At 71.4% G+C, this 25,133-nt stretch carries 25 protein-coding genes; 13 read left to right on the forward strand and 12 right to left on the reverse strand.

What is annotated here, in order from left to right:
- The first annotated feature begins 36 nt into the window (after positions 1–36).
- Complete coding sequence (lysX, locus tag BTM25_RS06250) at positions 37–1,491, forward strand: bifunctional lysylphosphatidylglycerol synthetase/lysine--tRNA ligase LysX (protein ID WP_235828354.1); 1,455 nt, start codon at positions 37–39, stop codon at positions 1,489–1,491.
- A gap of 70 nt (positions 1,492–1,561) precedes the next feature.
- On the opposite strand, the gene BTM25_RS06255 is transcribed toward lysX, so the two are convergent.
- Together BTM25_RS06255 and BTM25_RS06260 are read right to left on the reverse strand one after the other, a co-directional pair.
- Positions 1,562–2,761 carry a cytochrome P450 gene (locus BTM25_RS06255; protein WP_168212022.1) on the reverse strand — a complete coding sequence of 400 codons (1,200 nt, stop codon included), beginning with the start codon at positions 2,759–2,761 and terminating at the stop codon, positions 1,562–1,564.
- 38 nt (positions 2,762–2,799) lie between these two features.
- Entirely contained in the window at positions 2,800–3,912 is a 1,113-nt protein-coding gene (locus BTM25_RS06260; RefSeq protein WP_328589607.1) for a LacI family DNA-binding transcriptional regulator, read from the reverse strand.
- A 407-nt stretch (positions 3,913–4,319) separates the two neighbouring features.
- Between BTM25_RS06260 and BTM25_RS06265 the strand changes: the two genes are divergently transcribed.
- Positions 4,320–4,550 carry a LuxR family transcriptional regulator gene (locus BTM25_RS06265; protein WP_103561760.1) on the forward strand — a complete coding sequence of 77 codons (231 nt, stop codon included), beginning with the start codon at positions 4,320–4,322 and terminating at the stop codon, positions 4,548–4,550.
- A 237-nt stretch (positions 4,551–4,787) separates the two neighbouring features.
- Here BTM25_RS06265 and BTM25_RS06270 read toward each other — a convergent pair whose 3' ends face one another.
- Positions 4,788–5,756: a C40 family peptidase gene (locus BTM25_RS06270; RefSeq protein WP_103561761.1), complete on the reverse strand. Its 969-nt coding sequence runs from the start codon at positions 5,754–5,756 to the stop codon at positions 4,788–4,790.
- Positions 5,757–6,007: 251 nt separating this feature from the next.
- Here BTM25_RS06270 and BTM25_RS06275 point away from each other — a divergent pair, with 251 nt between their 5' ends.
- The 6 genes from BTM25_RS06275 to BTM25_RS06300 all read left to right on the forward strand — a co-directional run bounded on the left by BTM25_RS06275 (position 6,008) and on the right by BTM25_RS06300 (position 13,002).
- On the forward strand, positions 6,008–6,520 hold the full coding sequence (locus tag BTM25_RS06275; RefSeq protein WP_235828262.1) for an amino-acid N-acetyltransferase: 513 nt from the start codon (positions 6,008–6,010) through the stop codon (positions 6,518–6,520).
- Positions 6,521–6,523: 3 nt separating this feature from the next.
- A complete protein-coding gene (locus BTM25_RS06280; protein WP_103561762.1) occupies positions 6,524–7,273 on the forward strand; it encodes an RDD family protein in 750 nt (249 codons plus the stop codon).
- Positions 7,274–7,275: 2 nt separating this feature from the next.
- Positions 7,276–7,809, forward strand: a complete 534-nt coding sequence (locus BTM25_RS06285) for an RDD family protein (protein WP_235828263.1) — start codon at positions 7,276–7,278, stop codon at positions 7,807–7,809.
- Between the two features lie 908 nt (positions 7,810–8,717).
- A complete protein-coding gene (locus tag BTM25_RS06290) occupies positions 8,718–9,038 on the forward strand; it encodes a histone-like nucleoid-structuring protein Lsr2 (RefSeq protein ID WP_103561763.1) in 321 nt (106 codons plus the stop codon).
- 339 nt (positions 9,039–9,377) lie between these two features.
- The gene (locus BTM25_RS06295; RefSeq protein ID WP_103561764.1) at positions 9,378–11,891 is read left to right on the forward strand and encodes an ATP-dependent Clp protease ATP-binding subunit; all 2,514 of its coding nucleotides are present in this window, start codon (positions 9,378–9,380) and stop codon (positions 11,889–11,891) included.
- A 253-nt stretch (positions 11,892–12,144) separates the two neighbouring features.
- Entirely contained in the window at positions 12,145–13,002 is an 858-nt protein-coding gene (locus BTM25_RS06300) for a hypothetical protein (protein ID WP_146058985.1), read from the forward strand.
- A 50-nt stretch (positions 13,003–13,052) separates the two neighbouring features.
- On the opposite strand, the gene BTM25_RS06305 is transcribed toward BTM25_RS06300, so the two are convergent.
- The 3 genes from BTM25_RS06305 to BTM25_RS06315 are packed head-to-tail and all read right to left on the reverse strand — an operon-like array spanning position 13,053 to position 15,382.
- Positions 13,053–13,568, reverse strand: coding sequence for a YbhB/YbcL family Raf kinase inhibitor-like protein (locus BTM25_RS06305; RefSeq protein WP_103561766.1), 516 nt, complete (start codon positions 13,566–13,568; stop codon positions 13,053–13,055).
- 28 nt (positions 13,569–13,596) lie between these two features.
- Positions 13,597–14,385, reverse strand: coding sequence for an ABC transporter ATP-binding protein (locus BTM25_RS06310; protein WP_103561767.1), 789 nt, complete (start codon positions 14,383–14,385; stop codon positions 13,597–13,599).
- A gap of 22 nt (positions 14,386–14,407) precedes the next feature.
- Positions 14,408–15,382 carry an ABC transporter permease gene (locus tag BTM25_RS06315; protein ID WP_103561768.1) on the reverse strand — a complete coding sequence of 325 codons (975 nt, stop codon included), beginning with the start codon at positions 15,380–15,382 and terminating at the stop codon, positions 14,408–14,410.
- Between the two features lie 109 nt (positions 15,383–15,491).
- Here BTM25_RS06315 and BTM25_RS06320 point away from each other — a divergent pair, with 109 nt between their 5' ends.
- The 3 genes from BTM25_RS06320 to BTM25_RS06330 all read left to right on the forward strand — a co-directional run bounded on the left by BTM25_RS06320 (position 15,492) and on the right by BTM25_RS06330 (position 18,627).
- Positions 15,492–17,033, forward strand: coding sequence for a bifunctional phosphatase PAP2/diacylglycerol kinase family protein (locus tag BTM25_RS06320; protein WP_103561769.1), 1,542 nt, complete (start codon positions 15,492–15,494; stop codon positions 17,031–17,033).
- A 17-nt stretch (positions 17,034–17,050) separates the two neighbouring features.
- Entirely contained in the window at positions 17,051–17,272 is a 222-nt protein-coding gene (locus BTM25_RS06325) for a DUF6158 family protein (protein WP_103561770.1), read from the forward strand.
- Positions 17,273–17,670: 398 nt separating this feature from the next.
- Positions 17,671–18,627 (forward strand): TIGR03557 family F420-dependent LLM class oxidoreductase, encoded by a 957-nt coding sequence (locus BTM25_RS06330; protein ID WP_103561771.1) that lies wholly within the window; start codon positions 17,671–17,673, stop codon positions 18,625–18,627.
- Here the strand turns inward: BTM25_RS06330 and BTM25_RS06335 are convergent.
- The 6 genes from BTM25_RS06335 to BTM25_RS06360 form a co-directional block, all read right to left on the reverse strand.
- Positions 18,591–19,355 carry a hypothetical protein gene (locus BTM25_RS06335; protein ID WP_235828264.1) on the reverse strand — a complete coding sequence of 255 codons (765 nt, stop codon included), beginning with the start codon at positions 19,353–19,355 and terminating at the stop codon, positions 18,591–18,593. The two genes, BTM25_RS06330 and BTM25_RS06335, sit on opposite strands and share 37 nt — an antisense overlap.
- Before the next feature lie 125 nt (positions 19,356–19,480).
- Positions 19,481–20,572, reverse strand: a complete 1,092-nt coding sequence (locus tag BTM25_RS06340; RefSeq protein ID WP_235828265.1) for a glycosyltransferase family 4 protein — start codon at positions 20,570–20,572, stop codon at positions 19,481–19,483.
- The gene (locus BTM25_RS06345) at positions 20,572–20,925 is read right to left on the reverse strand and encodes a hypothetical protein (protein ID WP_235828266.1); all 354 of its coding nucleotides are present in this window, start codon (positions 20,923–20,925) and stop codon (positions 20,572–20,574) included. Before BTM25_RS06345 ends, BTM25_RS06340 begins: the two co-directional genes overlap by 1 nt.
- Positions 20,922–21,656: a hypothetical protein gene (locus BTM25_RS06350; protein ID WP_235828267.1), complete on the reverse strand. Its 735-nt coding sequence runs from the start codon at positions 21,654–21,656 to the stop codon at positions 20,922–20,924. Before BTM25_RS06350 ends, BTM25_RS06345 begins: the two co-directional genes overlap by 4 nt.
- Position 21,657: 1 nt before the next feature.
- Entirely contained in the window at positions 21,658–22,818 is a 1,161-nt protein-coding gene (locus BTM25_RS06355; RefSeq protein ID WP_103561775.1) for a glycosyltransferase family 4 protein, read from the reverse strand.
- Positions 22,815–23,735: an NAD-dependent epimerase/dehydratase family protein gene (locus tag BTM25_RS06360; protein ID WP_235828268.1), complete on the reverse strand. Its 921-nt coding sequence runs from the start codon at positions 23,733–23,735 to the stop codon at positions 22,815–22,817. Before BTM25_RS06360 ends, BTM25_RS06355 begins: the two co-directional genes overlap by 4 nt.
- A 100-nt stretch (positions 23,736–23,835) precedes the next feature.
- Between BTM25_RS06360 and BTM25_RS06365 the strand changes: the two genes are divergently transcribed.
- Complete coding sequence (locus BTM25_RS06365; RefSeq protein ID WP_103561776.1) at positions 23,836–24,573, forward strand: Clp protease N-terminal domain-containing protein; 738 nt, start codon at positions 23,836–23,838, stop codon at positions 24,571–24,573.
- Between the two features lie 22 nt (positions 24,574–24,595).
- Positions 24,596–25,129 carry a hypothetical protein gene (locus BTM25_RS06370; RefSeq protein WP_103561777.1) on the forward strand — a complete coding sequence of 178 codons (534 nt, stop codon included), beginning with the start codon at positions 24,596–24,598 and terminating at the stop codon, positions 25,127–25,129.
- Positions 25,130–25,133: the final 4 nt, after the last annotated feature.

Below are 25,133 nucleotides of genomic sequence, written 5' to 3' on the forward strand. Positions count from 1 at the left end.
GTGAGTGACGAGACCTACGACGACCTCCCGGAGCAGATGCGCGTGCGCCGGGAGAAGCTCGACCGCCTCCGTGCGGCCGGCATCGACCCCTACCCGGTGACGTTCCCCCGGACGGCGGCCAACGCCGAGCTGCGGGAGAAATACACCGGGCTGGAGCCGGGCACGGAGACGGGCGACCGGGCGGGCGTCACGGGTCGCGTCATGCTGCTGCGCAACACCGGCAAGCTGTGCTTCGCGACCGTCCGGGACGGCACCGGCGACCTCCAGATCATGCTGTCGCTGGCCAAGGTCGGGCAGGAGGCGCTGGACGCCTGGAAGCGCGACGTCGACCTCGGCGACCACATCGGCGTCGAGGGCGAGGTGATCACGTCCCGGCGCGGCGAGCTGTCGATCATGGCGGACCGGTACGCGATCACGTCGAAGTCGCTGCGTCCGCTGCCGGAGAAGCACGCGGGCCTCACCGACCCCGAGGCGCGCGTCCGGATGCGCTACGTCGACCTGATCGTCAACGACGAGGCCCGGCAGATGGCGCGGATCCGCAGCGCCACCGTCCGCGCCGTCCGCGACTTCTGGCACGAGGAGGGGTACCTGGAGGTCGAGACGCCGATGCTCCAGCCGATCCACGGCGGCGCGGCGGCCCGTCCCTTCCGGACCCACATCAACGCCTACGACATGGAGCTGTACCTCCGCATCGCGATCGAGCTGTACCTCAAGCGGCTCGTGGTCGGCGGCATCGAGAAGGTCTTCGAGATCAACCGGAACTTCCGGAACGAGGGCGCGGACTCCACGCACAACCCGGAGTTCACGATGCTGGAGGCGTACGGCACCTACCTCGACTACAACGACATGGCCGACCTGACGCAGCGGATGTACCAGAAGGCGGTCGTGGCCGCCCTCGGGACGAGCGTCGTGCGGCACGGCGACCACGAGGTGGACCTCGGCCTGCCCGAGTGGCCGCGCATCACGCTGTACGGCTCGGTGTCGGCGAAGCTCGGCGAGGAGATCACGCCGCGGACGCCGATCGAGACCGTCCGCAAGCTCGCCGAGGCCGTCGGCGTCCACGTGGACGCCAAGTGGGGCCAGGGGCGGCTCGTCCAGGAGATCTTCGAGGACCTGATCGAGCACACGCTCGTCCAGCCGACGTTCGTCATGGACTTCCCGGTGGAGACGTCCCCGCTGACCCGCGAGCACCGCGCCGAGCCGCTGCTGACCGAGAAGTGGGACCTCATCGGCTTCGGCACCGAACTCGGCACCGCCTACTCCGAACTGGTCGACCCGGTCGAACAGCGCCGCCGGCTCACCGAGCAGTCCCTCCTGGCGGCGGGCGGCGACCCGGAGGCCATGCAACTCGACGAGGACTTCCTGCGCGCCCTGGAATACGCCATGCCCCCGACGGGCGGCATGGGCGCGGGCATCGACCGAATGATCATGGCTTTCACCGGCAAGGGCATCCGCGACACGATCCTGTTCCCACTGGTCAAGCCCGAATAAGGCGAGCGGCTCCGCACCGGGCCGTCCGCGCGTTCAGCGGGTCTTGCGTGCGCGGTTCAGATGCGTGCTCTCAGGCGGACAGGTCGACGTGCAGGGACTCCAGGCCGCGTAGGACGAGATTGTCCCGGTACGTCACCGGTCCCGCCGCCATTGTCACGTTCCGTTCGAAGAGCTTGCTCAGCGCGACCTGTCCCTCCAGCCGCGCCAGCGGTGCGCCCAGGCAGTAGTGGATGCCCTGTCCGAATGACAGGTGCCGCGCGGCCGAACCGCCCGCGTACCGCGTCAGGTCCAGTCGGTCCGGCTCGGCGAAGACGGACGGGTCGCGGTTCGCCATTCCGTTCAGGAGCAGGACGAAGGAGCCCTTGGGCAGCGGAGTCCCGCCCAGTTCGGTGTCCACGACGGCCGTTCGCAGTGTGAACTGCACGGGCGGGTCGTAGCGCAGTAGTTCCTCGATGGCGGCCGGAGCGGCGTCGGGCTGCGAACGGAAAAGCGCTAGCTGCGCCGGGTTCCGCAGGAGCGCGAGGGCGCCGTTGCCGATCAGGTTGACGGTCGTCTCGTGTCCCGCGACCAGCAGCAGGACGCACGTCGCGAGCAGTTCCTCCTCGGTGAGCGCGTCGCCGCCGTCCGAGACCGCGACGAGAGCGCTCAGCAGGTCGTCGCGTGGTGACGCGCGACGCTCCGCCGCCAGCGCACGGAAGTAGGCGTTGAACTCCGCCCGCGCCGCCTCGCGCCGGACGATCTCGGACTCGGGCAGCAGGAAGTCGGGGTCCAGGCCGCGTGCGAGCGCTTCGGACCAGTCCTTGAAGCGGTCCCGGTCGGCGGCGGGAACGCCGAGCAGCTCGCTGATCACGATGACCGGCAGCGGATAGGCGAGCGCGGCGATCAGGTCGGTCCGGGCGCCGGCGGCCGCGTCGAGCAGCTCGTCCACCAGCGCGGTGACGCGGGGCCGGAGGCGCTCGACCAGACGCGGCGTGAACGCCTTGCTGACGAGCCGGCGCAGCCGCGTGTGGTCGGGCGGGTCCATCGTGAGGAACGAGCGCTGCCGCGGCCCCTGACGCCACGTCTCGCCCTCGTCGCCGAGGCCGTGCCCGAACGACGGGTCGCGCAGCGCGTGCTCGCAGAGGGCGTAGGAGGACGTGACCCAGAGCCCGGCGTCGGTCCGGACGAGCCGTCCGGGCGGCGGATACCCCCGGTAGGGGTCGGCCCGGAACGTCGGATCGAACGGATCGAAGCCGAGAACGGCGGCGGCGTCCACGATGGCCTGTCCCATACGGACACCGTCACCTCCGTTGGACGGCTTGTCAACAGTCAGGCGGACTCGCGGATGACCAACTCGGGCCGCAGCACGACCTGACGGTGCTCGTGCGACGGCCCTTCGGCGACCTCGGCCATCGCCAGCTCCGCCGCCTCCCAGCCCAGCTCGCGGCGCGGCTGCCGGATCGTCGTGAGCGGGACGGCCGCGCTGCCCGCCAGCTCGATGTCGTCGTAGCCGATCACCGCGACGTCCTCGGGCACCCGCACGCCGAGGTGGATCAGCTCGTTGACGACGCCGATCGCGAGCAGGTCGTTGGCGCAGAACACCCCGGTCGGACGCGGGGACAGGGCCAGCAGCCGGTGCGCCGCCGCGCGGCCCGCGCTCGGCGTCAGCCCGTCCTGGGTGAGGACGGACAGGTCGCCGCCGCCCGCCTTGACGAGCGTCCGCGCGGCGCCCTCGGCCCGTTCGGCGACGGGCTGCGGCTCGGGCACGCCGGTGACGAACACCATCCGGTCGCGGCCGAGCGTCAGCAGGTGCGCCGCCGCGATGTCGCCGCCGGCCACGTGGTCGACCTGGGCGGAGCAGAAGTCCGGCCCGGCCCGGTCCAGGAGGACGACGCACATTCCGGACTCGCGCCACCGGCCGAGGCGGTCCGGGCCGTCCTCGACGGAGCTGACGAGCGCGCCCGTCGCGCGCTGCTCGGCGAGCAGTTCCAGCGCCCGCCGCTCGCGGTCGGCGGAGTGGTCGGTGGACAGCCACAGCGTCTCGAACCCGGCCTCCTCGAACGCGAGCTCGGCGCCGCGCGCGACGTCGGACGCGTAGGGGTTCGTGAGGTCCTCCACGACGACCCCGAACGCGCGGGCGCGGGCCGCCGGACGGGGCTCGTCGGGATGCTGCCGGAGCCGCCGCGCGGACTCGTTCCGGACGAACCCGAGCTCCTCGATCGCCGCGAGCACGCGGTCACGGGTGGCTTCGGCCACGATGTTTGGCCGGTTTAGGACATTCGAAACGGTCCCAACCGAGACTCCGGCGCGTCGGGCGACCTCGCGAATACTCGGCTGCGACACGTCTCTCCTCGTGGGGTGCCGGAACTGTTCTCGCTGGTCAGAGGGATTTTCGCGGCCAACCCTCGGCGCCTCGACTACCCCTGGTCTCCATACGAGCACAGATAGTACGGAATCGGCGCTTGACGGGCCGGATCCGGCCGCCTAGCGTTCCGAGCCGAAGCGTAGCTTGAAACGATTCACGATCTTCGTCCGCGTCGGTGCGACGGTGCCCGGGGCGGACGGGCCGTTCCGGAAGGAAGGGGAGGGCTGCGATGGCTGGAGATCCAAGCCCCGTCCCGACCTTGCGACAACGTCTGAATCGTCGCCCGGAGTTCCGGATGATGCCCCGCAAGCCACCCATCGGCCACCTCCGGCCAAGCACGCCTGTCAGTGATGGAACCCGATGATCTGAGTCCGGAAGGTTCCGGACCCGGCAACCCGAAGCGCGTACAGATCGACGCTCACCCGTACCTGTGCAGCGGGCGGCTGCATCCCCGCGGTCATCACCACGGACGAGGGAGGACGGAGTGGAACAGGCCACACTCACACGTCGTGGCACCGAGGATCTGCGACTCAACGAGGAGGAACTGCGGCTCCTCGCGCAGATCGCCAGCGGTGTCACGGCGGATGTGGCGGCACGCAAACTCGAACTGAGCGCCCGCACCCTGCGCCGCAGGCTGCGGACCATCTGCGACCGGCTCGAGGTCAACACGCCGATCGAGGCCGTGGTGTGGGCGGCCCGCCGGCAGCTCATCTAGCCCGAATCGACGAGCGGCGAACTCCGTCCGACCCCGTGCGGCGGCGTCGGCTTCCCGGTGGGTGGGTCCCCGCCGGCGGCGCCGCCGCGGACGTTGTTCCACCCGCACCGGACGGCGCGTGCGTCCGGGCTGTGCCGAAAATGTCCGCATATGCGGCACTTTCCCTGACCCGTCCAGTCTATCCCCGGTTGGGGGGCTAGTCCGGATGTGGTCGGTATTTCGGACACGTCCCGGCGGTCAGGCGACCCGGACCGCTCCGGCGAACGGACGCCCGGCCATCGACGCGATCTTCACGACGTCCCCGGTGTGCGGCGCGTGCAGCATCTTCCCGCCGCCCACGTACAGCCCCACGTGGTGCAGGTCGGAGTAGAAGAACACGAGGTCCCCGGGCTGCAACTGGCTCTGCGACACGTGGACGCCCGCGGTGAACTGGCTGCCCGTGTAGTGCGGCAGGTTGACCCCGACCTGGTGGTAGGCCCACATCACCAGCCCGGAGCAGTCGAACGTCGACGGCCCCGCCGCGCCCCACACGTACGGGCTGCCGATCTTGCTCATCGCGATCCGCAGCGCCTGCGCCGCCCGGCTCTCCCCGAACACCGGCAGCTTGGCGAGCTGGCTCGGGTCCTGCTTGACGACCTTGTTGCGCACCTTCTCGTACAGCGTCGTGATCTTCTTGCGCTGGTCGTCGAGCTGCGCGCGGAGCTGCGCGACCTGGGCGGCGCGGTCCTCGGCGGCCTTGCGCGCCCGCTCCGCCGCCTGCATCGCCTGCATCAGCTCAAGGACGCGCGTGCCGTTCTGCGTGGCGAAGTAGTTGAGCGCGGCGGTCTGGTCCAGCACCGTCTGCGGGTCCTGGGACGCGACGAACGCGGCCGTCGGGTCGTCGCCGTCGTGCATGTACGCGTCGGCGGCCATCCCCGCGAACCGGGAGCGCAGGCCTTCCAGCGCCTTCTGCTGCCGTCCGGCGTTCGCCTTGGCGACCCGCGCGGCCTGCTGCGACTGCTGCAGCTTCACCTTCAGGCCGTTGTACTGCTCGGTGAGACGTTCGAGCTGGTCGGCCAGCTTGTACGCCTGCGTCTTCAGTTCTTTGGCGGACGGGTCCGGCGACGCGTGCGCGGGCGGTGCGACCGCCGCCGCGCCGACCACCGCGCCGGTCAGGACGAGTACGCGCAGCCGACGGGAACGGCGGAACGAACGGAACGGCTCCACGGGGTGCTCCTCTGCTCGACCGCCCGCCGGGGCCGGTCGCCGTCCGGTCGCGCGCCCTCCCGGCGGTCCGTACCGGCCCGCGGCCGGGAAGAGGCCCGGTCGCGGAATTCGGCGGGTTCGGCCGCGCGCACCGCGCGGGCCGACGTCAGCGCAGGAGACTAACGGAGTCGGCCCCCGGTGCCAACCGGTTCCGGGGAAATCGCCGGTCGGCGGGTCGCGGCGGGGCCGCGGTTCGCTACTCTCGCCTGCTTGTGGAAGTCGTGATCAGGCGTGCGCGCACCGCCGATGTCCAGCACGTCCGCAGGCTCGTCGACCTGTTCACCGGGCCGGGACGGCGGCTGCTCCGCAAGTCGACGGTGACCCTGTACGAGGACGTCCAGGAGTTCTGGGTCGCCGAGGACCTGCAGACCAACGAGATCATCGGCTGCGGCGCGCTGCACGTCATGTGGGAGGACCTGGCGGAGGTGCGGTCGGTCGCCGTCCGTCCGGGCCACAACGGACGCGGCATCGGGCACCGCATCGTGTCCCGTCTGCTCGACACCGCCCGCGACCTCGGGGTCCGGCGCGTGTTCTGCCTTACCTTCGAGGTGGAGTTCTTCGCGCGGCACGGCTTCCGGCCGATCCTGGGCACGCCCGTGGCTCCCGAGGTGTACGAGGAACTCCTCCGTTCGTATGACGAGGGCGTCGCCGAATTCCTCGACTTGGACCGGGTGAAGCCCAATACGTTGGGGAACACCCGGATGTTGCTTCGGCTGGAGGATTGACCGATGAGCGAATATTCCCCCGGCGGCGGCCAGCAGGGGCCGCAGCAGGGCGGCGCCTCCTGGGGTCCGCCGCCGCCGTACCAGGAGTCCGCGCCCTACCAGCAGCAGCCTCCGGCGCCGCGCGAGGCGGCCACCCAGCAGTGGGGGACGGACGACTACAGCGCTTACGAGTCCGGCTACGAAGAGCCCGAAGGCGGCGGAGAGATCCAGCTCGCCTCGATCCCGCGCCGCGCCGTCGCCCGGCTGGCCGACAACCTGCTCGTCGCCGTCTTCGGGTTCGCGCTGATCCTTCCGGTCACCATCGGCATCTTCGGGCTGGACACCAGCGGGAAGAAGGCGTCCACCGACGGCGCCGTGTGGAACTGGCCGATCATCATCACGCTGTTCGCCGTGCTCGCGGTGCTGCCGTTCGCGTACGAGGCCGTCCAGCTCACGATGTCGGGCCGGACGCTCGGCAAACGGCTCATGAAGCTCGGCATCGTCCGGCAGGACCCGGCGGGCACGCGGCTGACGACGGCGCAGGCGATCCTGCGTCCGGCCGTCCACCAGGTCGGCTACCAGCTCGGGTTCTTCTTCTTCCTGATCCTCGCCGTCAAGGTGTGGGACTACGCCTTCTACGGGGTCGCGCTCGTCGTCGCGGGGACCGTCATGGCTTACCTGTGGGCCATCTGGGACGTACCGTTCCGCCAGGCCGTCCACGACCGGCTCGCCGGGACGCTCGTCGTGGACGAGCGCGAGTACTACGAGGGCTGAGCGTGACGGCCGAGCCGGCGGGGGATCTGGCCCCCGAGGAACCGCACGTCCCGCACCGCGCGGACCTCGCCGACCCCGGGCAGCGGCTGCTCGCCCGGATCGTGGACACGCTGATCGTCGGGCTGCCCGTCGTCGCCGTGCTGCTCCAGACGGTCCCGCGGTCGCGCCTGGACGTGCTCGCGCCCCCGCTCGTCGCCCTGCTCCTGCTGGCCTACGAGGCGCCCCAGATCGCCCTGTGGGGCCGCACGCCCGGCAAGCGGGTCGCGGGCATCGAGGTCGTCCCCGCGGACGGCGCCGAACGCCTGGGGGCCGGACGGGCGCTCCTGCGGGCGGCGACCTACAACCTGCCGATCGCGGTGCGTCCCGTGCCCGTGCTCGGCCTTCTGGCGGGTTTCTTCTGGGTCGTGAACGGCGCCTTCATTTACGAGGGGGCGCGGCGCGAGGTCCCCGACGGGGCGCGCCGGGCGCTGCACGACCGATTCGCGGGCACGGACGTCGTCCGGGCGCGTCCCGAGGCCCCCGGCTCCCCCGAATAACGGCGTATCGGGCGGCCGTATCCGGTGCCCTCCGGATCGGCCGCCGCGCCGGTTCCCGGTAACGGCCTGGCCAATACGCGAGATGAAAGTCAAGCGCCGCGTGGAGGCCGTAGACCCCGTCCCACCGCGCGACACGCCGTACGCATCGGCGAGATCGACCTGACCACCCGGCCATGTCGAATTGGCCGTTACGCGAGATGAGCCGCCGACGGCGTCCCGTGCGCGTCTTCCGAAGGGCGCCGGAGAAGCCTCGGGAGGACGTGCCGGTGCCGTATCTTGTTCGCTGGCGCCGTCCGGAACCCCGCCTCCGGACAAGCACGGCATTGGCGACTTAACTGGCGCTAAAAGGAGCGGCGCTCCCTTCGCTGCAAGCGGTTTCCGCCCGTCCGGCCGGTCTCGTTATTCGTTGACATGGCCCGGTCGCGGGTCCCTGGGGCATGCCCGGAGCCGCCGTGCTCCGGGTGCATTCGTTGGCCGATGGCGCGCTTAGTCCCGATACGCCGGGCTTAATCGAGGGCGTAGCCGGCCCGTCCGGACGGGCCGGTTAACGCTCCGTGTCCTGCCTTTCGGGACACCGCATGGGCGCGCGGACACGTCCGGGAATGCCGTCGCCGCCTTGGAAGCCCGGTCCAATACGCGGGCGGATCCCCTGGTGAGGGGGCCGAGGTGGCGGGCGTCACGGCCATATGGCGGCCGTGCCGTGCCGGGACAATTCCCGCCGCGCCGGCCCGTCCGCGGGGCGGCGCGCCACGGTAACGGCGGTCCACCAGATTCCGGCCCCGGCGATTACGATGCGTTACCGCGGGCAAGATGACTTCCGACGCGCGCGCTGAATTGTCATCGGCAACGCTCGCGGTATATGTTCGTTCAACCGAATGAAGTTTGCTCGAACCGAAAGGTCTGTCCTCATGGCACAGAAGGTCCAGGTGCTTCTCGTCGACGACCTCGACGGCGGCGAGGCGGACGAGACCGTAGCGTTCTCGATCGACGGCGCCTCCTACGAGATCGACCTCAGCAGCGCCAACGCAAAGAAGCTGCGGGATTCCCTGCAGCCGTTCGTGGAGAAGTCGCGCAAGGCCGGCACCGCCCGCCGGCGCCGTCCGCGCACCGGCTCCAACCGCGAGCGCAGCGCGGAGATCCGCGCCTGGGCCAAGGCCCACGGCATCAAGGTCAATGAGCGGGGCCGGATCCCGCAGAATGTGATCGAGAAGTACGAAGCGGCCCACTGACCCTCGCGTCCGGGCCGGCGGCCCGTCTCGTGCTCCGGGGCGGGCCGTTCGCTTGTGGCGTAGCGATCGGTGGGTTGCGGTCCTCGCAGTGCGGTACACAGGACCCATTCAGCTTTGCTCGGGACGCGTCGCGGACCGCGGGCGATAAGGCCCGTTCGCTTGCGGCGTAGCGGGAACATCGCGCACCGCAGCGGTAGTTGGATGGGACTGAACAGCGCTCAGCTGGGGAACGTCTCCTGGTGGGAAGGCACCGGGCGGCATCCTCGGGGCGGGCTAGCATGCGGAAGGACGAATCCGGACGTACCGGACTCGACCAACCGCTCTGTGAGGAGCGACGAGATGTTCGAGAGGTTCACCGACCGCGCGCGGCGGGTTGTCGTCCTGGCTCAAGAAGAGGCCAGGATGCTCAACCACAACTACATCGGCACCGAGCACATCCTCCTGGGCCTGATCCACGAGGGTGAGGGTGTCGCTGCCAAGGCACTGGAGAGCCTCGGGATCAGCCTGGAGGCCGTGCGCCAGCAGGTCGAGGAGATCATCGGCCAGGGCCAGCAGGCGCCGTCCGGGCACATCCCGTTCACTCCGCGCGCCAAGAAGGTGCTGGAGCTTTCGCTGCGGGAGGCCCTGCAGCTCGGCCACAACTACATCGGCACCGAGCACATCCTGCTCGGCCTGATCCGCGAGGGCGAGGGCGTCGCCGCCCAGGTGCTCGTGAAGCTCGGCGCGGACCTGAACCGGGTGCGCCAGCAGGTGATCCAGTTGCTGCACGGCTACCAGGACAAGGGCACCGCCACGGCGGGCGCGCCCTCGGAGGCGGCGCCTTCCACGTCGCTCGTCCTGGACCAGTTCGGCCGCAACCTGACCCAGGCCGCCCGCGAGGGCAAGCTCGACCCGGTGATCGGCCGCGACACCGAGATCGAGCGGGTCATGCAGGTGCTGTCGCGCCGCACCAAGAACAACCCGGTGCTGATCGGCGAGCCCGGCGTCGGCAAGACCGCCGTCGTCGAGGGGCTGGCCCAGAAGATCGTCAAGGGCGAGGTCCCCGAGACGCTCAAGGACAAGCACCTCTACACGCTGGACCTCGGCGCGCTGGTGGCCGGCTCCCGCTACCGCGGTGACTTCGAGGAACGCCTCAAGAAGGTCCTGAAGGAGATCCGCACCCGCGGCGACATCATCCTGTTCATCGACGAGCTGCACACGCTCGTCGGCGCGGGCGCCGCCGAGGGCGCGATCGACGCCGCCAGCATCCTCAAGCCGATGCTGGCCCGCGGCGAGCTGCAGACCATCGGCGCGACGACGCTGGACGAGTACCGCAAGTACCTGGAGAAGGACGCGGCGCTGGAGCGCCGGTTCCAGCCCATCCAGGTCGCCGAGCCGTCCCTGCCGCACACGATCGAGATCCTCAAGGGCCTGCGGGACCGCTACGAGGCGCACCACCGCGTGTCGATCACCGACAGCGCGCTCGTCGCCGCCGCCCAGCTCGCGGACCGCTACATCAGCGACCGCTTCCTCCCCGACAAGGCGATCGACCTCATCGACGAGGCCGGCTCGCGGATGCGCATCCGCCGCATGACCGCCCCGCCGGACCTGCGCGAGTACGACGAGAAGATCGCGGACGTCCGGCGCGAGAAGGAGTCCGCGATCGACGCGCAGGACTTCGAGAAGGCCGCCGCGCTGCGCGACTCCGAGAAGCAGCTCCTCGCCCAGAAGGCGCAGCGGGAGAAGGAGTGGAAGGCCGGCGACATGGACGTCGTCGCCGAGGTCACCGAGGAGCTCATCGCCGAGGTCCTCGCGACGGCCACCGGCATCCCGGTCTTCAAGCTGACCGAGGAGGAGAGCAGCCGCCTGCTCCGCATGGAGGACGAGCTGCACCGGCGCGTCATCGGCCAGGAGGACGCGATCCGCGCGCTCTCCCAGTCGATCCGGCGCACCCGCGCGGGCCTGAAGGACCCCAAGCGTCCCGGTGGCTCGTTCATCTTCGCCGGCCCGTCCGGCGTCGGTAAGACCGAGCTGTCCAAGACGCTGGCGGAGTTCCTGTTCGGCGACGAGGACGCGCTGATCCAGCTCGACATGTCCGAGTTCATGGAGAAGCACACCGTCTCGCGGCTGTTCGGCTCCCCGCCCGGCTACGTCGGGTACGAGGAGGGCGGCCAGCTCACCGAGAAGGTGCGCCGCAAGCCGTTCTCGGTCGTCCTGTTCGACGAGATCGAGAAGGCCCACCAGGACATCTTCAACTCGCTGCTCCAGATCCTGGAGGACGGCCGCCTCACCGACGCGCAGGGCCGCGTCGTGGACTTCAAGAACACGGTCATCATCATGACGACCAACCTCGGCACCCGGGACATCTCCAAGGGCCAGTCGATGGGGTTCGCGCGGTCCAACGACGACCAGGGCTCCTACGACCGGATGAAGGCCAAGGTCGGCGAGGAGCTGAAGCAGCACTTCCGCCCCGAGTTCCTCAACCGCGTGGACGACACGGTGGTCTTCCACCAGCTCACCCCGAAGGAGATCATCCAGATCGTGGATCTGATGATCGCCCGCGTGGACGAGCGGCTGCGCGACCGCGACATGGGGATCGAACTGCGGCAGGAGGCCAAGGACCTGCTGGCCGAGCGGGGCTACGACCCCGTCCTCGGCGCCCGGCCGCTGCGCCGGACGATCCAGCGGGAGATCGAGGACAACCTGTCGGAGAAGATCCTCTACAGCGAGCTCAAGGCCGGCCAGATCGTGATCGTCGGCGTCGAGGGCACCGGCGAGGAAGCGAAGTTCACCTTCAAGGGCGTGCCCAAGCCGTCCGGCGTCCCGGACAGCCCGCCCCCCATCGAAGGCGCGGTCAACTTCAACAAGGACTGACCCCCGACCCGAGAAAGGCCCGCACCCCCGGTGCGGGCCTTTCCGCTTTCCCGGCCCGCTGCCCCGCGGTAGCGGATCGTGACGGCCTGGCCGTCGGGCTGTGGGTTATGGGGCTGTGGCAGATCGGATAAAAGGTATGGTCTGACCTGCGGAGACATGAGAATGACGAGTCCGCTCAGCCGGTCGTCCGCCCAAATGCCGCGACTTCTGTGGAAACCCTCCGTGATCTTTCGCTCCCGGCTAGCTTGACCGTGTGCCATCCATTGATCACGAGCTGCCGCTGGAACTGGTGCGCAACCGGCCGCTGCTCGCCCCCGAACTGCTGCGCACGGCCTTCGGCGTCGCGACTCCCGACGACGACCGGGCCACGCTCGGCTCCGAGTCCTTCGCGGACGTGCACCCCGCCGAACTGCGCTGCGATGCCACCGTGCTCATCGGCGATCCGGAGGAACCGTCCTTCGGCATCATCGTGGAGACCCAGCTCCGGTACTCGAAGCGGAAGACCTTCAGTTGGCCCGCGTATCTCTCGTCGCTGCGGCTGCGCCACGAGTGCCCGGTGGTGCTGCTCGTCCTGTGTCCGGACGAGAGCACGGCCCGCCGCTGCGACAAGCCCATCGAGATGGGCCATCCGGGCTGGACGCTGAAGCCGCTCGTCCTGTGCCCCGGCCGCCTCCCCGCCGTCACCGACCCCGAGGAAGCCCGCCGGCAGCCCGAGATGGTGATCCTCAGCGCCCTGGGCCACGCCGAGGGCCCCGAGAGCGCCTCCGTGCTGAAGTGCGCGGCAGCCGCCATCGACAGCGTCGACCCGAAAACTGGCCGCCTGTACCATGACTATCTGACGTCGCGGTTGTCGGCGGCCCCCAGAGAACTCCTGGAGAAGATCGTGAAGATCGACAACTACGAGTGGCAGAGCGACTTCGCCAAGTCGCACCGCGCCGAAGGCCGCGCGGAGGGTGAGGCCGAGATGCTGCTGAACGTGCTGGAGGCGCGGGGGTTCGAGATCCGCGACGATGTGCGTGAGCGGATCACGAGCTGCACGGACACCGCCCTTCTGACCGCGTGGGGAAAGCGCGCCGTTGCCATTGAGCACATCGAGGAGCTTTTCGCCTGAGCGTAGGCGGGCCGGTGGTGGGGCGGGCGGCTGCCCGCCCCATGCGGGCGTCAGACGCCGTAGTGGGCGACGATCTTGGCGCGGGCCAGGGTGTGGGCGGTGATGTTGAAGCCGACCACGGCGGGGGACGTGTCGGAGTCCACGCCGAGGGATTCGACGTCCAGGGCGTGGACGGTGAAGACGTAGCGGTGGGGCGGGCCGGGCGGGGGTGCGGCGCCGCCGAACGCCTTCTGGCCGTAGTCGTTGCGGGCCTGGACGCCCGTCTTGGTGTCCGGGGTGCCGGCGCCGGTGGGGAGTACGGTGACGGTGGCCGGGACGTCGAACAGGACCCAGTGCCAGAAGCCGCTGCCCGTCGGGGCGTCGGGGTCGTAGCACGTCACCGCGAAGCTCTTCGTCTCGGCGGGGAAGCCGGACCAGGCGAGCTGGGGCGAGGTGTTGCCGCCGGTGAAGCCCCAGTCGTCGAAGACGTGCGCGTCCGCGAGGGTGGCGCCGTCCGCGATGTCGGTGCTGGTCAGCGTGAAGGACGGAACCTGCGGCAGGTACTCGTCGGGCAGCGGTGCGGGCATGGGCGGCCTCCTCGTCCTTACGTGATGGTCACTTTCCGGTGGCCTCGGTGTACGCGCCGAGGACCTCTTCGGGGTCGCCGTCCATCTTGACGCGGCCGTCGTCCAGCCAGATGACCCGGTTGCAGGTCTCCTCGATGACGTCGAGGTTGTGCGCGACGAGGAAGACCGCGCCCGCGTCCTCGCGCAGCTCGTCGATCTTGGCCTTGCTGCGGCGCTTGAACTTGGCGTCGCCGGTGGCGAGGGCCTCGTCGATGAGCAGGACGTCGTGGGTACGGGCCGCCGCGATGGCGAACCGGAGCCGCGCGCCCATGCCGGACGAGTAGGTGCTCATCGGGTATTCGATGAACCCCGGCTTCAGGTCGGCGAACTTGACGATCGCGTCGTAGCTGGCCCTGGTCTCGTCGGGCGACAGGCCCATCGCCAGGCAGCCGAGCGTGATGTTGCGCGAACCCGAAAGGTCCTTCATGAGCGCGGCGTTGACGCCGAGCAGGGACGGCTGACCGTCGGTGTAGACCGCGCCGCGCGCGGGCGGCAGGAGGCCCGCGATGGCTTTGAGGAGCGTCGACTTGCCGGACCCGTTGGTGCCGACGATGCCGATCGCGTCGCCCCGGTAGGCGATGAAGGAGACGCCCTTGACGGCGTGGACCTCTTTCGTCTGCGGACGGCTCTCCCGCTTGACGATGCGCATCAGTGCCGTCGCGGCGCTGCCCTTGCCGCCGCCTCCGCTGTAGACGCGGTAGATGATGTGCAGGCCGTCCACGACGACGATCGGCTCACGTGTCGGGTCGGGGCGCACCTCGGGCTGCGCTTCGGCCACCGCGCCTCTCTCCTTCAGAGTCTTAACCACGGCCGTACCTCTCCTCCGCGCGGTAGAAGTACCAGAACCCGCCGACGAAAGCGACGACCGCCCAGATCACCGCGTACAGCCACATGAGGCCGTGGTCCAGATGGTATTTCGCGGCGTCCCGGTGGTAGGTGTCCAGCAGCGCGAACCGGACCAGCTCGATGAACACGGCGGCCGGGTTGGCCTCGAAGACCCGCCCGATCCAGTGGTGGCCGTGCTTGGTGATGCTGTCCACCCGCTCGGCGATCATGAAGAAGACGCCGGAGAAGTAGAGCCAGGTGCGGGTGATGAACGGCAGGAGCTGCTGGACGTCCTGGATGAACGCGCCGAGCCGGGCGACCATCATGCTGATGCCGATGTTGAATATCAGTTGAAGAACAAGTGCCGGAAAGAGGGTCAGCCATTGAAGACTGGGTGGCTCGCCGGTGATGAGCACGATCACGATGAGGACGCCCATCGAGATCAGGAGTTGCTGCAGCTCCATGATCACGTAGGCGAGCGGCAGTGTCGCGCGCGGGAAGTGCAAAGCGCGGATCAGCGACATGTTGTTGCCGATCGACCGTGCTCCCGCGCTCAGCGACCGCTGGGTGAACGTGAAGACGAAGACGCCGGTGATGAGGAACGCCGGGTAGTTGTGGATGTGCTTGTTCTGCCCGAGTAGCAGACCGAAGATCAGGTAGTAGACCCCGGCGTTGAGCAGGGGGGTCAGGATCTGCCAGACCTGGCCGAGTCGTGAGCCGCTGTAGGTCGCGGCGGTCTTGGCGCTGGCGAGGTTCCAGATGAACGTCCGCCGCTGCCAGAGCGCCTTGACGTAGGCGGGCAGCTTCGGTCGCGCCGCGCTCTGCCGAAGTCCGTGCTGGGCGGCGAACTCCGCCAGCGACGCACTGCCCGCGCCATTCCACGGAGCCGGATCGCTGAGAGTGGCGACCGGCTCGCCGGAGGAGGCGCCGAGCGGTTCCCGGTGACTCATGTCGCGAAGCCTATTGCAGTCCGTCTCCTTCCCGTGACGTTCACCCGCATGTACGGCCGGATTGAGATCTACGGGAATCATGTCGCACGTCCCGGGGATACCCCGGAGCATGTGGCGAAACAACGGACGGAACGGCGGGCCGCGCGGGTTGCGGCTGCTGGCGGACCTGGACCGGCGTGCTTTCGACCGGGTCGCGGCGGCGCGGCTGACGGGTCTGGAGCACGTGCTGCCGGTGCTGTCGCGGACGGCGGACCACGGCGTCCTCTGGTTCGGGACGGCGGCGGGCCTCGCGGCGACGCGCCGGGCGGGCCTGCGGCGGGCGGCACTGCGCGGGATGCTCGGGATCGCGGTGGCCAGCCCGGTGGTGAACCTGCTCGGCAAACAGGCGTTCCGGCGGAGACGGCCGGTGCTGGATCTCGTGCCGACGCGGCGGGTGCGCTGGCGGCCCCCGTCGTCGCACGCGTTCCCGTCGGGGCACTCGGCGTCGGCGGCGGCGTTCGCGACGGGTGTGGCGCTGGAGGCGCCGCCGCGTGTCGCGGTGCCGGTGGCGGCGACGGCGGCGGCGGTCGCGTTCTCCCGCGTCTACACCGGCGCGCATTATCCGGGGGACGTGCTGGCGGGCGTGGCGCTCGGCGCGCTGGCGGGGGCGGGGACGCGGCTGGTGTGGCCAGCGCGCCCGGCGGTGGCCGAGGTCGCCCGGACGAGCGGTGAACGCGTCAAGATCGCCCCGGACGGCCAGGGCATGGTCGTCGTGGTGAACGGCGGGTCGGGGGACAACGGCGCCGGGCTGTTGCCCACGTCCGGCGAACTGGCCCTGGACCTGGTGGAACGCGAGTTCCCCGCGGCGGAGATCGTCCGGCACGAGTCCGGTGACGACCTGGCGAAAGTCCTGGACGAGGCCGCCGCCCGCGCCGAGGTGCTGGCGGTGATCGGCGGCGACGGGACGGTCAACGTCGGCGCCCGCGCGGCGTTGCGGAACCGCGTTCCGCTTCTGCCCGTCCCCGGCGGGACGTTCGACCACTTCGCCCGCGCGCTCGGCCTCGAACACCCCGCCGACGCCGTCGCGGCGTACCGGGAGGGCTGCCTGGGCCGCGCGGACGTGGCGTTCGCGGCCCCCGCGAACGGCGGCGAGGAGGACCTGCTGTTCCTGAACACGGCGAGTTTCGGTGCCTACCCCGAGCTGGTCGACCGGCGCGAGCGGCTGGAGGGACGGCTCGGGAAGTGGGCGGCGCTGGCCGTCGCGGCGACCCGGACGCTGCGGCACGCCCAGCCCGTGGACATGCGGGTGGGCGGCCGCCCGGTCCGCGTCTGGCTGGGCTTCGTGGGCAACTGCTCGTTCGGCTCGCGCGGCCCCGCCCCGACGTGGCGCAAGCGGCTGGACGACGGACGGCTGGACGTCCGGCTCGTCCTGGCGGGCGGGCGGATGCCCCGGCTGCGGGCGGTCGCGTCCGTCCTGCTCGGCCATCTGCGCGCGGTGCCCGGCTACCGGCAGTGGAAGACCGACGTGCTGGACGTCGTCGCCCCGGCCGACGGGCTGCGGCTGGCGCGCGACGGGGAGGTCTCGACGGTGCCGTCCGCGATCGAGTTCGGCAAGTACCCGGGCCAGTTGCGGGTGTTCTGCCGTCCCCGGCGCGGATTCGCGGCCGGGTGACGGGGTAGGCGGGCGGCATGAGTACCGGAATCGACGCGTCCCGACTGCACGACGACGACCTGTTCCGCGAGCTGGCCCATCTGCACGCGACGCGGACGGACACGCTCCGGCACGGCAGCGACGATGCGCTGGCCGAGCACACCTCCCGCACCGAGCAGTTGGAGGCCGAGTATTTGCGGCGCTATCCGGCCCGTGAGATCGATCCCGAGCGCCTCCGCGCCGGCGCCCGCGCCCGCTGACCGGCCGAACGCGGGGGCGCAGAGCGACGAGCCCAAGCACTGCGCCCGCCCGCACCCGCCCGTGTTGACCGGGCGGGTGCGGCGTGGGGGCGGCGGGCCGGGGTCGCGCGAGCGGCCGCGCCCGCTGACCACGCGGAGGCGGGGGCGCGGTGGCGAGCCAGGCCCCGCTGGCGCTCGCCGTGTTGACCGGGTAGGCGCAGCGCGCAGGGCGGCGAGTCCGGATCGCGCGGGCGCCCGCGTGCGTTGAGCGGGCGGACGCGGGGCGGGGAGCCCGAGTCTCGCGCTCTGATGGGTGGGTGCGGGGTGTGGGTGGTGAGTCTGGGTTCTGGCGGCGTGGGTTGAGTGGGTTTTGGTGTGGGGGGACAGTTGGGTTTGGGTGGTGGGGGTAGGCGGGCGGCATGACTGTTTTCGGGTACACGCTGAACTGTGAGGAGCACGGGCCGGACGAGCTGATCCGGCAGGCGCAGCTTGCTGAGGACTCCGGGTTCGACGCGCTGTGGATCTCTGATCATTTCCATCCCTGGCTGCCCGAGCAGGGCGAGGCGCCGTTCGTGTGGTCGGTGATCGGGGCGTTGTCGCAAGTGGTGTCGATCCCGGTGACGACGGCGGTGACGTGTCCGACCGTGCGGTATCACCCGGCGATCGTGGCGCAGGCCGCGGCGACGTCGCAGGTGATGACGGGCGGGACGTTCCGGCTCGGTGTCGGGACGGGTGAGGCGCTGAACGAGCACATCACCGGCGAGCACTGGCCGTCGGCGGCCGAGCGGCTGGAGATGCTGGAGGAGGCCGTCGAGATCATCCGGGCGCTGCACGGCGGGCGGCAGATCTCGCATCGGGGGCGGCACTTCACGGTGGAGACGGCGCGGCTTTACACGGTGCCGGACGATCCGCCGCCGATTCTGATGTCGGCTTACGGGCCGAAGGCGATCTCGATGGCGGCTCGGCTGGCGGACGGCCTGATGTCCACGTTCCCGGACGCCGAGGCCGTGCAGTTGTTCCGGGACGAAGGGGGCGAAGGGAAGATCGTCGCCGGTGGGTTCAAGGCGTGTTACGGCCCGGACGAGGACGAATGCGCCGCGACCGCGCACCGCCTGTGGCGCAACGAGCAGGTCCCCGGCGAGGCGTCGCAGGTGCTGACGCAGCCCCGGCACTTCAAGCAGGTCAGTGAGATGGTCACCGTGGACCGCGTCAAGCAGAAGGTCCCCTGCGGACCGGACCTCGACCGACATATCGCGGCCGTCGAGGAGTTCACGAACGCCGGGTTCGAGGAGGTCTACATGAGCCAGATCGGCCCGGACCAGGACGCGTTCTTCAAGTTCTACGGCGCCGAGGTGCTGCCGAGGCTGCGCGCCTGACGCGCCCGCGCGAACTGGTCGTCCAGCGTGCGCGGGAACGGGAGCATCCGGTGCCGTTCCCGCCACGGCGCGAACTGCCGGACGGCGTTGAAGCCCGCCGCCGTGACGAGTCGGTCCGCGCCCGCCGCGAGCGGCCACGCCGGATAGACGTCGCGGTGGACGATCCCGGGCGGCAGGCCGTCCGGACGGCGCGGCGCCACGAGCGTCATCTCGGGCGCGACGCCCTCCGAAGCGGCCATGTCCAGCGCGTACGCGGCGAGTTCGAGGATCTCGGCGTCCGGGCCGGAGTGGACGATCAGCCAGCCGCGTACCGGTTCGCCGGCCGGGGGCGCGGGCGGGTCGCGCAGGACGAGCGGCAGCAGTTCGTCCGACACCGACCGCAGATACGCGAGGTGCTCAGGGTGCAGGTCCTCCAGCACGTACGTCCGGTCGTAGCGGATCGGATCGGTGGGCAGGCGCTCCCGGTACACGTCCCAGCGCAGCAGCCGCGCGAGATGGATCGTCCGGGCGCCGGGCGGGACGTCGGCGGCGCTCAGCTCGCCGTCCCGCCCGGCGGGGAAGGCATCGACGACGAACTCGTCGGGAACGCCCGACGCTTCGGCCCCGGCGGGCTCGCCCGAGGCCCCTGCCTCGACGGACTCGTCCGGACCGCCCGAGCCCCCGACGAACTCGTCCGGGCTGTCCGCCGCCCCGGCAACGAACTCGCCCGGGGCGACGGCGCCGACCACGCGGGGATCGGCGGCGAACGGTGACGCGGTCCGGTAGGCGACGGGCCCGCGTCGCCCGGTCGTGTGGAGGAACGCCCGGACGCGCGTGAGATGCCCCAGCCCGTCCCCTTCGGCGTGGCAGAGGATCACAAGGTCCCGGACAGCACGGCCCGGTAGCCGGCGGTCTCGGCGGCGGGCGCGAAGTCCCGCGCGACCCGCTCGGCCGCCGCCGCGCCGAGTTTGGCCAGCTCGGCGTCCGTGGCGCGGGCCGCCCGGTCCAGCGCGGCGCGGCAGCCGTGCGCGTCCCCGGCGCGGAAGGTGAAGCCGATCCGGTCGTCGGCGACGTCGGCGAGGCCGCCCGCGTCGGACGCCAGCAGCGGCACGCCGAGCGCCGCCGCCTCCAGCGCCACGTTCGGCATCCCGTCGTAGAAGGACGGCAGCGCCACCAGATCGCACGCCGCGTAGACCGACGGCAGGTCGTAGCGCTCGCGGAACGGCAGGTGCGTGTGCGGGACGTCCAGTCGCGCGAGGACGCTCTCCTCCAGCTCCCCGACCAGGACGAGATGGAACCGGGAGGCGTGCCCCGAGGCGTGCAGCGCGTCCAGCAGGAACCCGACGCCCTTCTTGCTCTTGAGCTGCCCGATGAGCCCGAGCGTGCGCCGTCCGTCCGCGACGTGCTCGGTGCGCCACGCCATAGCCTGCGACCGCTCGGACGGCAGCACCTGCCACTGCGCGGTGTCCACGCTGTTGGCGACGAACGTGACAGCGGCGTCCGGCGCCAGAGCCCGCACCAGCGGAATATGCGACCGCGCAACGACGCAGACCCGTGCCGACGCACGCAAAGCGTCCGTCAGCACCGGCCGCCGCCGCACCGAGAACACACCGGTGTCCAGGTCGTTGCCGCGCAGCAGAGTGATCAGTCGCGCGTCCAGCAGCGACGCCAGGACGGGCCCGGCCAGCAGCGCGTAGGTCCCGCCGAACGCGACCACGTGCGTGTACGGCCCGCCGACGGCCGTCAGCAGCCGCCGCAGCGCGTGCTCGGGATCGTCGGCGAGCGGCGCGGTGATCAGCAGCCCGCCGTGCTCGCGCTCGGTCCGCCACGGCCGGGCCCGGCGGGTCAGGTGCGCGACGTCCACCGAAACGCCCGCGCCGCGCAGCCCCCGGACGATCCGGTCGCACGACTCGGCCATGCCGCCCTTGCTCGGCGGATAGTGCTCGGTGACCCAGAGGACCCGCATCAGGAGTCCACGAAGTCCGAGCCGTCGAAGTCGCCGTCGAAGTCCCCGCCGCCGGACGCCCAGTCGCCGCCCTGGTCGAACGCGCCCCGGTCGTAGGTGTCGAACGTCGAGTACCAGTACGGGTCGTTGTAGGCGCTGGCGCTCTCGGTGTAGTACCGGCGGCGATAACCGTCCGTCCAGTACGGGTGGTAGAAGTCCTCGGTCGCGGGCGCCGAGCACTCCGGGCAGATGCCGCCGTTCTGTGCGGCGTGGCCCTGGCACAGCCCGCGCCCGCACCGCGCGCAGCCCGCGACGGCCGGACGGCCGCAGCCGCGCAGCAGGAAGAACCCGGTCGTCACCGTGCAGGGGTTCACGACGCCCTCCTCGCCTGCGGCGCCGTCCACCGGAACGCCTCGGCCGACAGGTGCAGGATGTGGTTCGGCAGCCCGGACGAGCGGGGCGCGTTCGGGATCCGCGCGCGCAGGCGGATCACCGGGCGCGGGCCGTCCTTGATCCGGACGCGGATCCACGGGGGCGGCGGCGACGCGGGACGGGTCAGCACCGCGCCCTTCGGCAGCCGCCGCGTGACGGTGATGACCCGCAGCGTCTTGGACTTGGTCTTCGTCTTGATCTTGCCGCGCGGGTTGGACTTGGTGATCCGGCGGAACCGGACGCGGTCCACGACGGCGATGTCGAGCGTGGAGCCGTCGCGCAGTTCGGCGCGCACGGCGAGCCACGGGTCGAACGCGTACCACTGGAGCACGCGCCGGATCGGCCGCCGCACCTGGAGGCTCTGCTGCGGCCCGGCCTTGCCGGCGGCCCCGGGGCCGGTGAGGTCGGCGGTGACACCGATCGTCCCGGTGCGGCGCAGGTCGCGGGACAGGACGCGCACCAGCGGCACGAGCACGAGCGGCACCTCGTCCGGCAGCGCCCACTTGCGGCGGCTGACGTGCGCCCGGTGCTGCGCGCAGCTCTGGATGAGCGGTTCCCAGGCGTCGCGCGGGAGCGTCACCGACAGGCGGTGTTCGTGCACCAGCGCCTGGTGAAGGGGATGGAACCGCGCCAGCGCGGCCTTCTGCTTGCGGTAGAACACGTCCCGGACCACCTCACTCCGTGCCGGATGCGAGCGTACGGTAAACGGCATCGAGTTTTGCGAGCGAATGCGTCCAAGTCAGGCCAGAACGGATGTGTTCACGGCCACGGACGCCCATCGCGCGCGCCTCGGCCGGGTATTCCAGGAGGATCCGGACGGCACGGGCCAGCTCGGCGGGACGGTCCGCCGGGACGAGCCGTCCGTGCTCCCCGCCCGCCATCAGCTCCCGCACGGCGGGCAGGTCGGAGGCGACCACGGGCACGCCCGCCGCCATCGACTCCAGGACTTTCAGCGGCGCGCAGCCCTGCTCGACGTTGCGCGCGCAGCCCGTCAGCGGCGCGATCGACGCCTCGGCGTGCGCGAGCCAGGCCGCGACCTCGGGGTGCGGGAGCGTGTGGCGCCAGTCGATCCGGTCGGCGACGCCGAGCCGTTCGGCGAGCCGCCGCACCGGCTTCGCACGCCGGGCCGGGACGGACGCGCAGATCACCAGCCGCAGGTCCGGCAGGTCGGCGAGCCGGGCGAACGCGCGCAGCAGCACGTCCAGGCCCTGCCACGGCTGGAGCGCGCCGACGTAGATCAGGTAGCGGCCGGGGGCGTCGGCGGGACGGTCCGGCGTCTCGACCACGTCCGCGCCGTTCGGGACGAGGTGGATCCGGTCCTCCGGCACGTCCAGCCCGCGCAGCGCGTCCGCGATGACCCGCGACGGGACGACGACCGCGTCGCTGCGCGCCAGGCAGAACCGCTCCAGCTCGCGGATCTTGGCCAGCGCGGACGGCGCCGCGGACGGCCAGGTGTGCGCCAGCTCGATCGACGGCAGCCCGTTCACCTCGTACACGACGCGGTAGCGGCGGCCGGGCGCGGTGACGACGGGCAGCGCGCTCCACGGGTCGCGGACGTGGACGATCTCGAGCGTCCCGACGTGCTCGGCGAGCCGGTCGGCGACCCACGCCGAGTACGCCTCGGCGCGGTCGATGAGGTTCGGGATCTGGGGGTCGAAGCGCAGGATCTCCCGGTCGTCCTCGATCTGGCGGCGCGGCAGGCCGCCGCCGAGCACGCCGAGCAGCCCGCCGCCCGCGAAGGCGAACAGCGCGTCGGCCATCCGCGCGATGTGGACGGCCGACCCCTTGCTCGACGGGAAGCGGTCGAAGGCGAAGTACGCGGACGTGTGCTTCATCGGAGGCTCCGGTGCCAGGCGATCTGGTCGGCGAGGCCGTCGTCCAGCGTCGTGGTGGGCCGCCAGCCGAGCAGGTGCGCGGCGCGGCCCGGGTCGGCCCAGGTGCGCGAGACGTCGCCCGCCACCAGGGGGCGCCGGGTGACGGCGGCGGGGACGCCGAGCGCCGTCGCGATGCGCTCCAGGGCGTCCAGGACGGACACGGGCTCGGCGCTGCCGACGTTGACGACGACGCCGCCCGGCAGCGGCCGGGTGAGAGCGGCGAGGGTGGCGGCGACGGCGTCGCGGACGTGGGTGAAGGAGCGCAGATGGCCTCCGTCGCCGAACAGGGGCAGCGGACGGCCGTCCAGCGCCGCCTCGATGAAGCGGTGGAACGCCATGTCGGGGCGCTGGCCCGGCCCGTAGACGGAGAAGTAGCGCAGGACGGCGACCGCGACGCCCGCGTCCGCCGCCTTGGCCGCCAGCCGCTCCACCTCGACCTTGCTCTCGGCGTACGGGCTGGCGGGCAGCGGCGGGTCGGTCTCGCGGCTCGGGCGGGCGCCGGCCGTCCCGTACACCGACGAGCTGGACGCGAGGACGACCTTCGCCCCGGAGTCCCGGCAGGCGTCCAGGAGCCGCCGGGTGGCCTCGACGTTGTCGCGGGCGACGGCGGCGCGTCCGGCGCCCCAGGACGTCCGGACGCCGGGCCGCCCGGCGAGGTGGACGACGGCGTCGGCGTCGGCCACCGCGTCCAGCGGGTCCTCGGCGAGATCGACGTGCGCGGTCGGCACGCCGAGCGCGGCGAAGCGCTCGCGGGCGCGCCCGGGGGTGAGCGAGCGGGCGGGCGCGTCCACGGCGAGCACGTCGTGCCCGGCGCGCGTCAGCGCCGCCACCGCGTGCCCGCCGATGAATCCGGCCGCCCCTGTCACCACCACCCGCACGATCCGGAACCCTACCGATCCCGGGACGTACGGATCACCATGAACCGGGCGGGGTCAACTCCGGGTTGACGATCCCAAAGCGTCAACTTATGGTTGACGCATGGCGAACACTGACCCGGTCAAGGCGACGGTCCGGCTCGACGAGCTGATCGACGCCATCAAGAACGTCCACGAGGACGCCCTCGAACAACTCTCCAGCGCCGTCGTCGCCGCCGAGCACCTCGGCGACGTCGCGGACCACCTCATCGGCCACTTCGTGGACCAGGCGCGGCGCTCGGGCGCGTCCTGGACCGACATCGGCAAGAGCATGGGCGTGACCAAGCAGGCCGCGCAGAAACGGTTCGTCCCGAAGCCCGCGGCGGACCTGGACCCGAACGAGGGGTTCAGCCGCTTCACGCTCCGGGCGCGCAACGCCGTCATGGCCGCGATGAACGAGGCGCGCACGGCGGGCAACGCCGAGATCCGGCCCGAGCACCTGGTCCTCGGGCTGCTCGGCGACCCCGGCTCACTCGCGTCGCGGGCGATCGTCGACCAGGGCGTCACGCTGGACGCCGTCCGGGAGGCGGCGACGGCGCGCCTGCCCGAGCGCGTGCCGGACGTCCCCGAACTCGTCCCCTACGACGCCAAGGCCCGCAAGGCGCTCGAACTCACCTTCCGTGAGGCGCTGCGCCTCGGCCACAACTACGTCGGCACCGAGCACGTCCTGCTCGCGCTGCTGGAACAGGAGGACGGTGACGGCGTCCTCGCGAGCGTCGGGGTCGGCAAGGACGCCGTGGAGGCGCACGTCCTCGCGAGCCTCGCCGCCGTCCTCGCCGACCTGGAGAAGAACCGCGAGTGAACGGCCGGATACGCTTCGGCGGGTGAGCGAGAGCGACCTCCTGCGGCGGATCGAGTCCGACCGGACCATCGCGGACCTCCTGGCCTGGCCCGGGGACTTCGACATCGACCGCCGCGACCCCGTCGAGGACCTGCGGCTGCCGAACGGCCGGCCGCTGCACCCGATCGCCGGGGACGCGGGCGGGGGGACCTACTTCCTCGTCGGCGACCCCGGCGACGCGGACCGGCCCGTCCTGTACGCCGACTCCGAGGGCAGCGCGGGCCTCATCGCCGGCGACCTCGCCGAGGCCGTCACGCTGGTCGCCTGCTTCCCCTACTGGCGCGACCTGGACCGCGACGCGACGGACGCCGACGTCGCCGAGCTGGAGGAGATCTTCCGGGAGGACGGCGACGAGTTCGACACGGCCCGCGCCGAACTCCTCGCCGCCCTCGGCATCACTCCGCCCCCGCGCGAGGAGGCCGTCGCCCGGCTGCACGCGGCCGTGGCGCGCACCGCGCCCGAATACGTGCCGTCAGCGCCGGGCAACCCGTCCTACGAGCTGCTGTTCCACTACTGAAGCG

This window comes from Actinomadura rubteroloni, from assembly GCF_002911665.1.
In the GTDB taxonomy this organism is placed as follows: domain Bacteria; phylum Actinomycetota; class Actinomycetes; order Streptosporangiales; family Streptosporangiaceae; genus Spirillospora; species Spirillospora rubteroloni.

What these genes read in the sequence shown, in the direction of transcription:
- lysX (WP_235828354.1), top strand. Translation starts at nt 37, where the DNA reads ATGCGCGTGCGCCGGGAGAAGCTCGACCGCCTCCGTGCGGCCGGCATC.
- BTM25_RS06255 (WP_168212022.1), bottom strand. Translation starts at nt 2,761, where the DNA reads ATGGGACAGGCCATCGTGGACGCCGCCGCCGTTCTCGGCTTCGATCCG.
- BTM25_RS06280 (WP_103561762.1), top strand. Translation starts at nt 6,524, where the DNA reads ATGAGCGAATATTCCCCCGGCGGCGGCCAGCAGGGGCCGCAGCAGGGC.
- BTM25_RS06290 (WP_103561763.1), top strand. Translation starts at nt 8,718, where the DNA reads ATGGCACAGAAGGTCCAGGTGCTTCTCGTCGACGACCTCGACGGCGGC.
- BTM25_RS06295 (WP_103561764.1), top strand. Translation starts at nt 9,378, where the DNA reads ATGTTCGAGAGGTTCACCGACCGCGCGCGGCGGGTTGTCGTCCTGGCT.
- BTM25_RS06305 (WP_103561766.1), bottom strand. Translation starts at nt 13,568, where the DNA reads ATGCCCGCACCGCTGCCCGACGAGTACCTGCCGCAGGTTCCGTCCTTC.
- BTM25_RS06315 (WP_103561768.1), bottom strand. Translation starts at nt 15,382, where the DNA reads ATGAGTCACCGGGAACCGCTCGGCGCCTCCTCCGGCGAGCCGGTCGCC.
- BTM25_RS06320 (WP_103561769.1), top strand. Translation starts at nt 15,492, where the DNA reads ATGTGGCGAAACAACGGACGGAACGGCGGGCCGCGCGGGTTGCGGCTG.
- BTM25_RS06325 (WP_103561770.1), top strand. Translation starts at nt 17,051, where the DNA reads ATGAGTACCGGAATCGACGCGTCCCGACTGCACGACGACGACCTGTTC.
- BTM25_RS06330 (WP_103561771.1), top strand. Translation starts at nt 17,671, where the DNA reads ATGACTGTTTTCGGGTACACGCTGAACTGTGAGGAGCACGGGCCGGAC.
- BTM25_RS06340 (WP_235828265.1), bottom strand. Translation starts at nt 20,572, where the DNA reads ATGCGGGTCCTCTGGGTCACCGAGCACTATCCGCCGAGCAAGGGCGGC.
- BTM25_RS06355 (WP_103561775.1), bottom strand. Translation starts at nt 22,818, where the DNA reads ATGAAGCACACGTCCGCGTACTTCGCCTTCGACCGCTTCCCGTCGAGC.
- BTM25_RS06365 (WP_103561776.1), top strand. Translation starts at nt 23,836, where the DNA reads ATGGCGAACACTGACCCGGTCAAGGCGACGGTCCGGCTCGACGAGCTG.